10 protein-coding genes are annotated in these 14,028 nt (G+C 62.9%); 5 read left to right on the top strand and 5 right to left on the bottom strand.

Features of this window, described 5'->3' with window-relative positions; translation table 11 throughout:
* Positions 1-40: 40 nt before the first annotated feature.
* Both I0K07_RS09105 and I0K07_RS09100 read left to right on the top strand, forming a co-directional pair.
* Entirely contained in the window at positions 41-670 is a 630-nt protein-coding gene (locus tag I0K07_RS09105) for a P-loop NTPase family protein (protein ID WP_203292594.1), read from the top strand.
* Positions 667-1,935, top strand: coding sequence for an O-antigen ligase family protein (locus tag I0K07_RS09100; protein ID WP_203292592.1), 1,269 nt, complete (start codon positions 667-669; stop codon positions 1,933-1,935). Before I0K07_RS09105 ends, I0K07_RS09100 begins: the two co-directional genes overlap by 4 nt.
* Here I0K07_RS09100 and I0K07_RS09095 read toward each other — a convergent pair.
* From I0K07_RS09095 to I0K07_RS09080, 4 genes are read right to left on the bottom strand one after another with little or no spacing between them, the layout of a single operon-like run.
* Complete coding sequence (locus I0K07_RS09095) at positions 1,932-2,846, bottom strand: glycosyltransferase family 2 protein (protein ID WP_203292590.1); 915 nt, start codon at positions 2,844-2,846, stop codon at positions 1,932-1,934. The two genes, I0K07_RS09100 and I0K07_RS09095, sit on opposite strands and share 4 nt — an antisense overlap.
* Complete coding sequence (locus I0K07_RS09090; protein ID WP_203292588.1) at positions 2,843-3,610, bottom strand: polysaccharide deacetylase family protein; 768 nt, start codon at positions 3,608-3,610, stop codon at positions 2,843-2,845. The genes I0K07_RS09095 and I0K07_RS09090 overlap by 4 nt, the downstream gene beginning before the upstream one ends.
* Positions 3,610-4,554 (bottom strand): glycosyltransferase family 2 protein, encoded by a 945-nt coding sequence (locus tag I0K07_RS09085; RefSeq protein ID WP_203292586.1) that lies wholly within the window; start codon positions 4,552-4,554, stop codon positions 3,610-3,612. Before I0K07_RS09085 ends, I0K07_RS09090 begins: the two co-directional genes overlap by 1 nt.
* Before the next feature lie 2 nt (positions 4,555-4,556).
* Positions 4,557-6,008 (bottom strand): oligosaccharide flippase family protein, encoded by a 1,452-nt coding sequence (locus I0K07_RS09080; protein WP_203292584.1) that lies wholly within the window; start codon positions 6,006-6,008, stop codon positions 4,557-4,559.
* A gap of 157 nt (positions 6,009-6,165) precedes the next feature.
* Between I0K07_RS09080 and I0K07_RS09075 the strand changes: the two genes are divergently transcribed.
* A complete protein-coding gene (locus tag I0K07_RS09075) occupies positions 6,166-7,245 on the top strand; it encodes a GNAT family N-acetyltransferase (protein WP_203292582.1) in 1,080 nt (359 codons plus the stop codon).
* A 79-nt stretch (positions 7,246-7,324) separates the two neighbouring features.
* Here I0K07_RS09075 and I0K07_RS09070 read toward each other — a convergent pair whose 3' ends face one another.
* Positions 7,325-8,857, bottom strand: a complete 1,533-nt coding sequence (locus tag I0K07_RS09070; RefSeq protein ID WP_203292580.1) for an exopolysaccharide biosynthesis polyprenyl glycosylphosphotransferase — start codon at positions 8,855-8,857, stop codon at positions 7,325-7,327.
* Positions 8,858-9,033: 176 nt separating this feature from the next.
* Here I0K07_RS09070 and I0K07_RS09065 point away from each other — a divergent pair, with 176 nt between their 5' ends.
* Complete coding sequence (locus I0K07_RS09065; RefSeq protein WP_203292578.1) at positions 9,034-10,644, top strand: SulP family inorganic anion transporter; 1,611 nt, start codon at positions 9,034-9,036, stop codon at positions 10,642-10,644.
* 109 nt (positions 10,645-10,753) lie between these two features.
* The gene (locus I0K07_RS09060) at positions 10,754-13,972 is read left to right on the top strand and encodes an amidohydrolase family protein (RefSeq protein ID WP_203292576.1); all 3,219 of its coding nucleotides are present in this window, start codon (positions 10,754-10,756) and stop codon (positions 13,970-13,972) included.
* Positions 13,973-14,028 lie beyond the last annotated feature (56 nt).

Raw genomic sequence — 14,028 nt, 5'->3', positions numbered from 1 at the left:
TGGACGGGAATAGTGCGAATCGTCCCGGACACGCTGCGTCATGAATTTCTCCCACGACCTTTCCGAATTGGTCGATCAGCTCGAACCCATTGCCCGACCGGGCGGTGAGGGGCGTGTGCTGATGGTCATGGGCGGATCGCGTGGCGCCGGTGCATCCACCGTCGCGCGGGAGCTTGCACGCTTGTCAGCCCAGCGTTCACGCCGCGGGGTCTGGCTCTATGATCTTGATTTCAATGGCAATCCGCAGAGCGAAGCCGCCCATGTTCGGGGCGAGGTCTTCGATGCGCGTTTTGGCCGTGAGCCTTTCTGGTCGATCAAGTCCGGGGAGAATCCGGCCCGGATCGTGGCGCGCCAGAGTGTGGTGTCGAACCTGTTCGTGACCCAGCTTCAGGCCCGGCGCGGCACGGTGGAGCAGGTGGGATTGCGCGCTGCGCCGGAATATTGGCAGGCCGTCCGTCAGTCGATCGACCTCGCCGTGATTGATGCGCCGGCGTCCAGCCGCGCACCGCTGGCCATGGTCGGGGATGTCGACGGGGTGATCCTCGTGGCCGATGCCCGCCTGACCCGCACGGACGGTCTTCTTGCCCGCCGCCAGTCCATTGAGGCCAGGGGCGGGATAGTGGCGGGTGTTATCCTCAATCGGGCAGGGTTCGAACGGAGCGTGGCATGAGCCTCGCTGCTGCCCATGATCCGCCCTTCCTGGCGGCCCTGCGCGCCGCTCCGCCCCTGAGATTTGCTGGATTTCTGGAAGGCGGGCTGACCGTGCTCTGCCTCTTCCTGTTTTCCCAGGGCCTGATCGGGCCGCTCTTCGCCGACCCGGAAAATCCGGAGAGTTCTGTCGTGCTGCGCCTGATCTGGCTGCCGGTCTATGGCGTGACCCTGGCGCTCATCCTGTCCCGGCCCGGCCGTTTCCTGGGCACTCTGGGTCAGAACAAGCTTATCCTCCTTGTGACAGGCATGACGATGCTCTCCGTGGTCTGGTCGATCGCGCCGGACACGACGCTGCGCCGCTCCTTCGCGCTGATCATGACGACCCTGTTCGGCCTGTGGCTGGCTTCGCGCTGGAACTGGCGGGAAATGGTCCTGCTGATCGCGCTCACCTTTGGAATCCTGGGCGTGCTCAGCACATTCATGGCGCTGGCCGTACCGTCACTGGGTGTCGACCATGACGTCCATGCCGGGGCCTGGAAGGGCCTGTGGTGGGAGAAGAATGCCCTGGGCGCCGTGATGGGCTGGGGCGCCGTGTCGGCCTATGCCGCCTTGCGGGTTGATCCTCAACGTAAATGGATCTGGATGGGACTGGCCGTGCTGTGCACCGCGCTCGTCCTGCTCTCGACCTCCAAGACTGCGCTGCTGGCCTGGCTGTTGGGCACGGGCGGGGCGGTGGCGATTGCCTTGTGCCGCCGTGGTTTCGGTTTTGCCACGACGATTCTTGTCCTGGGCATCACCGGCGTCTTTCTTTTCACGCTGATCCTGCTGGTCGCGCCTGTCGAATTCCTGGAACTCCTGGGCCGCGACGCCACGCTGACCGGCCGGACCGATATCTGGGTTCTGCTGTCCGGAGAGGTTGCCGCCCATCCCTGGACGGGTTTCGGCTATCGCGCGTTCTGGGCGGTGGACGAAGGGCCGGTCTACTGGGTCCGTGCGGGGACATCCTGGCCGGTCCCGACGGCGCACAATGGCTGGATTGAGGTGGCGCTGTCCATCGGCATTCCGGGCGCTATCCTCATGGCGATCGTCTTCCTGCAATCTGTCATCCGCGCCTTCTCCCGCCTCTTCCGCGGTGCCGAAGCCTATTGGGCCTTGCCCTATATTGCTCTGATTGCCGTGGTTTCCGTGTCCGAGAGTAATCTCATGTCGCAGAACTCGCTGGGCTGGGTCCTGTTTGTCGCGACCGCGGCCAAACTGGCCGACAGGAAATCCCGATACGCCTAGCTCGGAGCGGTAAGAGACTGACCGTAGAAACGCGGTTGGAAGGCATCGATCCAGAACAGTTTGCCTGCGCCTTGAATGGTCCGGTTTATAAGCCCGGCCGCCTTGCGGGGCATAAACAGGGCCGCCAGAGCCGCCATCGGTGCATAGATCATAACCTGGCCCAGGCCGACCCCCATCCAGAACAGAACCTTGGCTGGCTTGCCGGCATAGCGGGCCGTCTGGGTCGCGCCCTGCCCAAAGGCAAAGGCGCGGGCGGAGAGATAGCGCCAATTGGATCGTTTCGGGTCAACCCATTCAATTCCGGAGGCTTTCACCGACCAGGCAAAGCGGGCGCCCTGCTGGGAAAGCATGAGGAAGAATACATCATCCTCGCCGCCGGACAGGTTCATGCGCTCATCGAACGGGTCGTTGGGCAGGTCGAAAGCGGACCGGTCGATAAAGGAATTTCCGCAGCCATAGGGTTCCTCGATCCGGCAGTCCTCTGTTGGGCCGACCCGGGAATAGAGGCGCAGGGTGAGATCGCCCCGGATCCCGTTTGAATCGACCGCCTTGCCGCGAAGCGGTCCGAAAACCACGCTGGCATCCTGTTCTTTCGCCGTGGCGGAGAAAGCCTCCAACCAGCCGGCATCGGCGGTTTCATCATCATCCAGAAAGGCGATGAAGCGTCCCTTGGCTGCCGCGAAGCCCGCATTTCGGGCACTGGACACGCCAGAGCGGGGTTCGTGGACATAGATGACCGGGCAGGGCGCATCAGCCTGAAGGGCCGCGATCAAGTCGCGGGCCGGGGCTTCTGGTGCATTGTCGACGACGACGATTTCATCAGGCAGCCGGGACTGGCCGAAAACGCTGCGGAGTGCGCGTTCCAGACCCTCCGGCCGCCGGAAAGTCGGGATGATGACAGAAATGCTCATGCGTCCGCATCCAGTGTTTGCAAAGCCTCGGCGACTGTCATGACGCGGGCCCCGGAGGCTTCCACGGCGTCGCAGACCTGTTCCAATTGGTCCGGTGTGCAGCCCCATTGTGTCGGCGTGTCCTGGACGTCATGGCCGTAATAGATCAGCCAGCCGGGGTGGCCGACCAATGAATGGGCAGCATCCACCGCGCGTGCAATGCCAGCCTCGCCGCCATCCAGAGGCACGGATTGCAGCAGACCCCGATCCGTCGCACCGCGATTGATACGAGCGCGGACCCCGCGCAGGTTGGAGAAGTGTTCCAGCAGCGCCTGTTTGGCAGCCGGCGTGGCCTCGCCATAGGCGAAGGCAAAGCTTTCCAGCTCGGTTTCCAGACCCATGGCTTCGAGGGCCCGGGCATTGCGCGCGACATCGGCAAGGAGTTCCGAGGTCGGTACCGCAGCAGCGTCCAGATGGCTGTAAGTGTGGCAGCCAATCTCGTGTCCCTTGCTGGTCAGGCGCTGGAGATCGCCGGCATCGAACATGGTGCCGTGATGCGTGATGCCACCGGCATAGCCGGCCGAGGCGTAATAGGTGCCGCGCCAACCGCGCTTTTCCAGGGCGGCGGCTCCCGCGATCGCAGCGGATTTGGGGAAGTCGTCAAAGCTGAAGCTGACGATGGCATGATCGGTGTGCACGCGCATAGGCACACGGCTGGCAAAGCGGGCCCAGCGGCGGTTCAGCCCGGCCCAGAGCCCGGCACCCGGAATATAGGGAGCGTTCATCAGATCACCTCTGCGGTCCAGCTTGCCCGCCACAGCTTCAGCGCCAGCGTACGCAAGCGCAAAGGCAGGACATTCATGCGGCTCATGGACGACCAGAGACCCCGCATCAGGCCCTGACCGGGGACCTGGCCGATCAGGCGCGCCGTGCGGGCACCCGGCAGGCTGGCCAGTTCAGGATTGCGGTCCAGCAGGCGCTTGTAGTTGATGGCGCCTTCCTTGAACTTGGCCAGCAAGGTCGACGCATCCTGCAATCCGCCATGGGCGGCGGGATTGTCGACATGCTGGAGATTGAAGCGGGCCGCAGCGCGGACCGCCCAGTCGACGTCTTCCCAACCCCAGCCGGTAAAATCGGTGTCATAGGGTATGGCGTCCATCACCTCGGCCCTGACCAGGATGTTGGAAGCGCAAAAGGCGCTGGCACCGATGGCATTGCGGGCCTCGGCATCATTCTGGTCACTGGTGCGGGAGAGGGCGGCGTGAAGTTGCAGGGCGCGGTCTTCCGGCCAGTCGGTTTCATAGCCGCCAAACACGGCGTCTGCCGCGGTGTGCGCCATCACCTCGCGATAGGTATCGAGGAAGCCGGCATGGCCGGGCTGCATGTCGGCATCGAGATAGAGCAGCCACGCGCCGCGGGCCTGTTGGGCCAGCAGATTGCGTCCGCCGGACCGGCCGCGATTGCGCGTTGAAGTCAGCAGCCGCACTGGCTGGGTCATGGCAGCAATGATGCGGGTCAGCTGGGCGTTGAGCACCGGGTCAGGCTCGCCATCATCATGCAGCAGGATTTCGACATCACCGCGGCTACCAGCCTGTTCGGCCAGGCTGCGGACCAGATCGGCCGGGTCATCCTTGTAGAAGGGGATCAGCACGGAGAGTTTGATCACCCGTGCTTCGCGTGCAGCAGCATTGGCGTATTCGCGTACCGGGTTGTCGATCATGACCGTCATGATTAAGCCTCCGCCGGGGTCAGGCCGGCGCGGGCATCGCGCAGCCATTGCCGACAATCGGCAATATTCAGCAAATAGGCTGAAATCCCGTAAACCGCAGCGCCGACAAATGCTTGCACGCCCAGATCAAGCCAGGCGAAGGGCAGATCAGGCACAGAGAAGACCGCTGCTGCCATGATGGCCGTCGCAGCGCCGGCCTTGATCCATTCGGCCCAGGGCAGGGGCAGGACAAAATAGCGGCGTCCCATGATGACGCAGATGACCAGGGCGACGGCATAGGCCAGCACGGTGGCCATGGCGGCACCGATCAGCCCGAACAGCGGGATGAAAGCCAGATTGAGCGCCAGGTTCAGCAAGGCGGCTCCGGTCATCAGGGCCGCCATGACGCCGGTCCGGCGCTTCAGCGTGAAAGCCTCGTGGAAATAATAGGTCATCATGCCGTTCATCAGACCGGACAGGGCGATCCAGGGCAGGATTCCCGCCGCTTCGGCGCGAACGGATTCGCCAACCAGAACCGTTGTGAGCGGCTCGGCAACGAGGGCCAGTCCGGCGGCCGCCGGGAAGGCGATCAATCCCATCAGACCGGCCGCGCGTCCGGCGACAGCGCGGGCCGCATCGGGACCTTCCTGCTCGAAGGCCTTGATCGTCAGCGGCCAGACGGCGGCACCGAACCAGATGAAGATGATATCGAGCAGCCGGTCCGCCAGGCCATAGCCGGCGGCATACATGCCGACCGAGCTCTCGCCGAGGAAACCGGCGATCAGGAAACGGTCACCGATGGACAGAAGGTGTTCGAAGATCAGGGAGAGGCTGATGGGAAGGCCATAGGCGGCATAGATGCGCGCCCGGCTGGGCTGGCGCTTGCCACCGCGCGAGCGTGACCACATCACCGGCAGGTCGAAGACCAGCATCAGGGCGGCGGCCAGGGCGGTGCCCGCGAACACGCCGGCGGCACCGATATCGGTTGTCAGGATCAGGCCGACGCCGATCATGAAGCCCAGCATGAGATAGGAGGCTTCCAGCGCCGAGAAGCGGCCGACGTCGCCACGGGCCCGATGAGTTTCCATGCCGATCTGCATCAGGGCGCGCAGCAGAAGCGAGAGCGTGGCGAAGCCCAGAGCCGTCTTGAGCGGCAGGTCGAGTGGCAGAAAATGGATCAACCCGACCATCGCGCCGCCACCGAGAAGGGCCGCCACGCCGTAGACCGAGTAGACGGTCATCAGGTGGGCGCGGGTGTGGCCGCGGCGCTCGGCTCGGGCATGAAAACGCGCGACGGCGGCTTCCAGCCAGGTGAAAATGAGAATGTGCGCGAGTGAAAGTGCTGCCAGGACAAGCGCATAGCGGCCATAGGACTCCGCCGGCAGGATGCGGGTGAAGACCGCCACACTGCCAAACCCGACCAGGGCCTGGGATAGCTGGACCGGCAGATAGCCCAAAAGATGTCGTCCAAGCATGATACGCTCCGCTCGCCTCACAGGCGAAGCTTGCAATTTGGATGCCGCTTGGCAGGCGATGCCAGATCCGCCATTTCAGGACGAAGCTCTTGTAAACGTGATGCTAAGGCGTTTGCGCTATTCTGCAGGTTGAGGGGAATGGTGCGGGATTGGCGTCATGCAGATCGAGCTTAAAAAACCGAGCACGCTCAGCGATGCCGAGCGACAGGCCTGGCGCGCCTTCACGGACGCCGACCCGGCGATGGGCAGCCCGTATTTCACCCATGAGTTTGCCGAGTGCTGCGAAGAGGCGCGCGATGATACGCGGGTCATTGTGGCTCGCGAAAAAGGCGTCATCAAAGGCTTCCTGCCGCTACAGACCGGACATTTCGGCTATGCGCGGCCGCTGGCCGGGCCACTGGGCGATGTCCAGGGCCTGATCGCGGAGCCGGGCTATCTCGTGGATCTCGCTGCCTGGCTCAAGGCGGCTCATATCCCGGTTTTCGAGTTTCATGCGGCCCTGTCTTCCCAAGCGGCCTTTGCGAGCCATGCACTGGCGCGCCAGGGATCGTGGATGGTGGATCTGACTGACGGATTTGATGCCTGGTATGCCCAGCGTCAGGCCGTCGAGGCCAAGGCGATGCGCAATGTGCGCACGCGCTATAACCGGCTTGAGAAGATCGCGACGGAGTATTCCTTCGTCATGGCCGACAATCGTCCCGAAGCGCTGGAGGCCATGATCGGCTGGAAGCGCGCGCAGTATAATGAGACGGGCGTGTTTGACGTCTTCTCCGTGCGCTGGACGCGACGCCTTCTGGAGGCGGTGCTCAAGCGCGAAAGCGATGAATTCTCCGGCATGTGCTCGACCCTTCAGATCGACGGCAAGATTGCCGCCGTCCATGTCGGCATGAGTTCGCGTCGCCAGTGCCAGTTCTGGTTCCCGGCCTTTGACCGGGACTATAATCAGGTCAGCCCGGGTCTGCTCATGCTGGTTGAAACGGCCAAGACCTGTGCCGGCATGGGCATGAGCGCGATTGAGCTGGGTCCGGGTGATTTCCGCTTCAAGAAAGAGATGTCGAGCTATCAGATCGGCATTGCTTCGGGCTTTGTCGCCAATCCGTCGATCATGGGCATGGTTCGCCAGAGCTCGGCTGCGCTGACGCGGAGTTTTGAGGGAAAGCCGGAGACAGCCCTGTCGCGTCTTACCGGCAAGGCCATGCGGAAGATTGACCGTCTCGCCGGCTTCTACGCCGCCTGACATTACCGAATGATCAAGCACGAAAAAGCCGGCCAGGATCGCCCTGGCCGGCTTTCTTGTTCCGCAAAGGGATGCCCTCTTAGCGGATGTTGATCTTGTCGCCCATCAGGGCGGGAACCGTGCGGATCATGATCCACAGGTCAAACCAGAAACTGGCCTTGGCGATATAATCCAGATCCCAGCGGATACGCTCGCGGGCCGCTTCCGGCGTGTGCAGGGGACCGCGGGATCCATTGACCTGGGCCCAGCCGGTCAGGCCCGGCTTCACACGGTGACGGTGGGCATATTCGGCGACCAGATTGGCCGTTTCGGTACCACCCGTCCGCATGGAGGGGGCGTGCGGGCGGGGGCCGACCAGAGACATTTCACCCATCAGCACATTCCAGAGCTGAGGCAGCTCATCCAGCGAACTCAGGCGCAGGAATTTGCCGATCGGCGTGACGCGCGGATCATCGCGTTCAACCTGGCGGACAGGTCCTTCGGCTGATTGGGGATCATCCCGCATGGTGCGGAATTTCAGAACTTCGATCGGACGCCCATTGAAGCCTTCACGGACCTGGCGGAAGAGCACGGGACCGCGGCTGGTCAGTTTCACAGCCAGAGCGATCAGGGCCATGACGGGCAGGGCGGCTATCAGCATCAGTGACCCGATCACGAGGTCCTGCAACCGCTTGGCCAGAAGATGGCCGAATTTTTCCTCATCGCCGCTCATCCGGGCGGCCTGGACACCGACAATGTCGTCCAGCGACGTCGCGGCCGGATCGAACTGGTCCAGATCCAGCAAGAGGCAGACCGAATGGGGCAGGGTGCGCAGCTTGGCCAGCAGCATCTGGACACGCTGTTCCGCCTTGGGAGACACGGTCAGAATGATGCGATCGACCTCGTGCAGCATCGGCCAGCTGAGCAAATCATTCGTGTCACCCAGATAGGGCGCGCCGCCCAGGGCTGAGGGCGAGCGGGATTTGCGGTCGTCGAAAATGCCGACGACATTGACCGTGCCGGAACCGGTATTGGCCTTGATCAGTTTGCGGGCATTGGGTGTCGCGCCAACCAGGACGACATTGCGGGCAAGCCGGCCGGCCTTGGCCCAATGGGCGATGAAACCGGCATAGATGACGTGCAACAGCGTCAGGGCACCGACAGCGGTCACGGCAAACATGGCAACGAGGTCTGTAGCATTCGGGGCTGTCACCATGGCCAGACCAATCGCGGCCGAACCAGCCAGGCCGGTGGCGATGAAGGCGCGCATGAGCCGGAAAGCTGCCATTTCGCGCGGTTCGACCTTGTAGAGGCGCATTGTCCCCATCAAGCCCGGAGCCATGACGGCGAGGGCCAGAACCGGCAGCAATTCGCCGGCGGCGACCTGGGTGACATTTCCGCCCGAAAGCGCAAAAGAACCGGCAGCAGCCAGAATGAGCGTCGCGAAGATATCAACGGATTGAAGAATGTGACCGAGCGCCTTGCGGTTGACGCGGTTCTGCGGCGCGCGCGCTTGGGCGCGCATGTCTGCGCGTGTCTTGGCGGCCTTGTCGCCGATCACCGGACGCTGAACCTCATTGGTATCATTGGCCGGACCGGTCGGTGCTGAGCGTGTCGAGTTCGTGAAGTCCACGTCACATCCCCATCAAAGATGGGCTAATATGGGCATGCCAGCTCAAAGATTTCGTTGAGAAGCGTGGTTAACAATCGCCAAACAAACGCTTTTCGCCCCCAATTGCGGTGCAAGGCTGGCCATCTGTTGCGATGCAGCATATGAGGCGGGCAGCTTTCAGACGACAGGTAGACACCATGATCCGGACATCCCTTGCTGCATTCACCGAGCGTCTTTCCGCATCGATCGGAGACCGCGGTGAATTGCCGCCGCTGACGCCGCGCCGGATCCGGATCGAATTGCTGGCGGGGCTGACCGTTGCCTTGGCCCTGGTTCCCGAGGCTGTGGCCTTTGCCTTTGTTGCAGGCGTACCGCCGCTGGCCGGCCTCTACGCGGCTTTCATTGTTGGCCTGATCACTGCGTTGGTTGGCGGCCGTCGGGGCATGATTTCCGGTGCCACGGGGGCTCTGGCTGTCGTCATGGTTCACCTGGTGGCTGAGCACGGGATCGAATACCTGTTTGCGACCGTCGTCCTGATGGGGGTTATCCAGATTGCTGCGGGTCTGCTGCGTCTAGGCAAATTCATCCGCATGGTGCCGCACCCGGTCATGCTGGGCTTCGTCAATGGGCTGGCAATCGTCATCGGCCTCGCCCAGCTGGAACAGTTCCGTATGACGAATGAGGCCGGCGAGCATGTCTGGATGACCGGCTGGCCGCTGGTCCTGACCCTGGGCCTGGTTGCATTGACCATGGCGCTGATCTGGGCCGTGCCGAAAATCACGAAAGCCATCCCCGCGCCGCTGGTCGCCATCGGTGTCGTGGCGGCGCTTGTGATCGGCTTTGACCTGCCGGTGCCGCGTGTGGGCGATATGGCGTCCATTCAGGGCGGATTGCCGGAATTCCATCTGCCCATGGTGCCGCTCAATCTGGAAACCCTGGAAATCATTCTGCCCTATGCCTTCATCCTGTCGGCGATCGGCCTGATCGAAAGCCTGTTGACCCTCAATCTCGTCGGCGAGATCACAGGCCGCCGGGGTGGAGCTTCCCAGGAATGCGTCGCCCAGGGTGTCGCCAATCTGGTGACGGGCTTCTTCGGGGGCATGGGCGGCTGCGCCATGATTGGCCAGTCCATGATCAATGTGAAATCCGGCGGGCGTCTGCGCCTGGCCGGCGTGTCGGCCGCACTTTTCCTGCTGGCCTTCATTCTTGTCGGATCCAGCGTGATCGAGCTGATCCCGCTCGCGGCGCTGGTCGGCGTGATGTTCATGGTCGTGATCGGGACCTTCGCCTGGCAGAGTTTGAGCATCCTTACCCGCATTCCGCGATCGGATGCTTTCGTCATCATCCTGGTGACCGGCGTGACCGTCTATGCCGACCTCGCCATCGCCGTAATTGTCGGCGTGATTGTCTCCGCCCTGGTCTATGCCTGGAATGCCGCCTCGCGCATCCATGCCCGCCAGGAGGCCGGCAAGGAGGGTGAGCTGGTCTACAAGATGGAAGGCCCGCTCTTCTTCGGTTCCACGGCCAGCTTCATGGAATTGTTCAAGCCGGAAGAGGACCCGGAACGCGTGGTCGTCGATTTTGCCGACAGCCGTGTGGTGGACCAGTCCGCGCTGCAGGCGATCGAGGATCTGGCGGCCAAGTACGAAGCGGCGGGCAAGCGCCTGGAACTGCGCCATCTCAGCCGCGACTGCCACCGTCTCCTGTCCAAGGCAGGCCAGCTGATGATCGACAGTGATGATGACCCGGCTTATGGCCTGGCGGTGGAATATCAAATCCGCACCGGCCGCATGGGCGGGTCTCACTGACGACCATTTGCGTGGTGGCGCGGGAAAACCCGCGCCTCACGGAAAGGTAAGTTTGTCGCAGGCTTTTCCGGACCCTATGCTCTGCCCCACCTATCTTTGGGGGAGAGACATGACCCGATTTTTTGCCACGCTTGCCGCGTCCACCATTCTGGCTTCAGCACCTGTCTGGGCCTTGCAGGACGAGGCTGAAGAGGCCGCCGAGACCGAAGCCAGCACCGCGGAATGGGATGTGGCCAATCCGCCGCTGCCGACCCGCGCGATTCCCATCAATGTGACCGAGGGCACCTGGATGTCGCTGGACGTCAGCCCGGACGGTCAGACCATCGCCTTCGACATGCTCGGCGATATTTACACCCTGCCGATCACGGGCGGCACAGCGACCAATATTTCCTCCGGCCTGCCCTGGGAAATCCAGCCGCGCTTCTCGCCGGACGGTTCGCGCATCGCCTTCACTTCGGATCGCGGGGGCGGCGATAATATCTGGGTGATGAATACGGACGGGACCGATGCCCGCCAGATCACGCAGGAAAGCTTCCGTCTGCTCAATAATCCGACCTGGCATCCGTCGGGCCGTTATATCGCCGCGCGCAAGCATTTCACGACGCAGCGTTCGGCCGGTACGGGCGAGATCTGGCTCTACCACGTGCTGGGCGGCAATGGCGTGCAGCTGGTCGAGCGTCCGAACGAGAACTTCCAGAAGGAGCTGGGTGAGCCGATTTTCTCGCCCGATGGCCGTTACGTCTATTACACGCAGAATGTAACGCCGGGTAACACCTTCATCTACGCCCAGGACTCCAATACCGAACTGTTCAATATCCGCCGTTACGACATGGAAACGGGCGAGACGGATACCGTGGTGGAAGGGGCCGGCGGCGCTGTGCGTCCGGCACCTTCACCGGATGGCCGCTATATGGCTTTCATCCGGCGCGACCGCATCCAGTCCGGTCTGTGGGTCAAGGATCTGACCTCGGGTGAGGAACGCCGGCTGGTCGAGACGGTCGATCAGGACATGCAGGAAACCTGGGGTGTCACCGGTCTCTATCCGAACATGGACTGGATGCCGGACAGCTCGGCGATCGTCTATTGGGCCGATGGCCATATCCAGTCCGTCGATCTGGCCAGTGGCGAGGTCACGAACATCCCGTTCGAAGTGAATGATACGCGCGATGTGATCGATCCGCCGCGTGAACAGGTTCAGGTCGCTCCGGAGGAATTCGCCACGCGCATGCCGCGCTTCGCCACGGCTTCGCCGGACGGTTCTCAGATCGTGTTCGAGAGCCTGGGTGTGCTGTGGGTGTCCGATGCGGATGGCAGCAATCAGCGGCGTCTGACGCGGGCTGATGCGTCCGAGCGCCGCGAGATCACCCCGACCTGGTCGCCGGATGGGCGCACGATTGCTTTCGTGGCCTGGGATGATGAGGAACTTGGTTCGATCCGCACGATTTCCGCCCGTGGTGGCCGCGAGCGGACCGTGACCCGAGAGCCGGGGCACTACGCCAATCCGCGCTTCTCGCCGGATGGTGAGACCTTGGTCTTCGAAAAGGAGTCCGGCGGATATCTCACGGCACCGGAATGGTCGGAAACGACCGGCATCTTCCGTGTCCCGGCTTCGGGTGGCGACATTGTCCAGGTGACCGATGGCGGGTCCCTGCCGCACTTTGCGGCCTCCAATGACCGGATCTTCTTCACCCGTGGTGGCAATGGCGCCAGCCTGGTTTCGGTTGACCTGAACGGTCATGAAGAGCGCACGCATGTGACCGGCGATCTGGTGACGGAGTATCAGATGGCACCCGATGGCGCCCATGTCGCCTTCCGCCAGAATTATGATGTCTTCGTCATGCCGGTCCTACCCGGACCGCAATCCGTGGCTGGCGGTGCGGGTGGCTCGGCCCTGCCGACGGTGGAAGTGTCGGGCAATGGCGCGACCTATTTCCACTGGAACCAGTCCGGTGACACGCTGCACTGGACGATGGGGCCTGAATTCTTCACCGCGACCGTGGCGGAATTCCGTCCCGATCCGACCGGTGAGAATGACTACACGCCGCCGGAACATGGCATCAGCATCTCCATGACGGCGACGGCCGATCGTCCGACCGGCCTGACGGCAATCACCGGTGCCCGCATCATCACAATGGCCGATGATGAGGGTGGCGTGATCGAGAACGGCACCATCCTGATCAATGGTAACCGGATCGAGGCTGTCGGTGCGGACATTGCGGTTCCGGAAGGCGCGCGTGTCGTGGATGCCAGCGGCATGACGATCACGCCGGGCTTCATCGATGCCCACGCCCACGGCCCGCAGGGGACGGGCGATCTTGTTCCGGAGCAGAACTGGTCCGTCCTGGCCCATCTGGCGCTTGGCGTCACCACGATCCATGACCCGTCGAGCCGGGCGAGCCATATTTTCACGGCCGGGGAGTACCAGCGGGCCGGTCGTCTTCTGGCACCGCGCATCTATTCTACCGGTGAGATTGTCTATGGTGCCCGGGCGGCCTCGGTCTATGCCGAGATCAATTCCTATGAGGATGCCCAGGAACATGTCTTCCGTCTGGCATCCCAGGGTGCCCACTCGATCAAGAACTACAACCAGCCGCGCCGGAACCAGCGTCAGCAGGTTGTCGCTGCGGCGATCGAAGCGGGTCTGGAAGTGGTCGCCGAGGGTGGCTCCAACTATCACATGGACATGGCGATGGTGGCCGATGGCAATACGTCCATTGAGCATAATCTGCCCCAAGCCATGATCTATGAAGACGTTCTGCAAATGTATTCGCAGACCGAAGTGGCCTATGTGCCGACCATTGTCGTGACCTATGGCGGTCTGGCCGGTGACCCGTACTGGCGCCAGGCGATGAATGTCTGGGAACATCCGCTGCTGTCGCAGAATGTGCCGCCGCGCATTCTTCAGGCCGGCTCTGTCCGCCGCACCACGGCGCCGGAAGAGGACTTCGTCGATGATGACAATGCCCGGACGGCGCACATGCTGTTCGAGCGCGGTGTCGACGTGTCCATTGGCGCCCACGGCCAGCAGGAAGGTCTCGCCGCCCATTGGGAGATGTGGTCTTTCGTGCGCGGTGGTTTCTCGCCGCTGGAAGCGCTGATGACGGCAACGGTGATGCCGGCCCGCCATCTTGGTTTCGACCGGGATCTGGGCTCGCTGGAGGCCGGCAAGCTGGCCGACCTCGTCATCATGCGGGAGAACCCGCTGGATGATATCGGCAATACGGACGAGATCGAGTACGTCATGCTCAATGGCCGTCTTTACGAGGCCGAGGGCATGCAGGAAGTCGTTACCGGAGAAGGCGGCCGCAGCGCCTATTTCTGGGAATAGATTTTCCGCGTCAGACTATGGAAGGCCCCGGACCGCTGGTCCGGCGCGATAGGCCG

The sequence above is a fragment of the Maricaulis parjimensis genome, from assembly GCF_016817355.1.
Classification (GTDB): Bacteria; Pseudomonadota; Alphaproteobacteria; order Caulobacterales; family Maricaulaceae; genus Maricaulis; species Maricaulis parjimensis.
The sequence above is the reverse complement of the archived record's forward strand: the minus strand, read 5'-3'. Positions and strand labels throughout refer to the sequence as shown.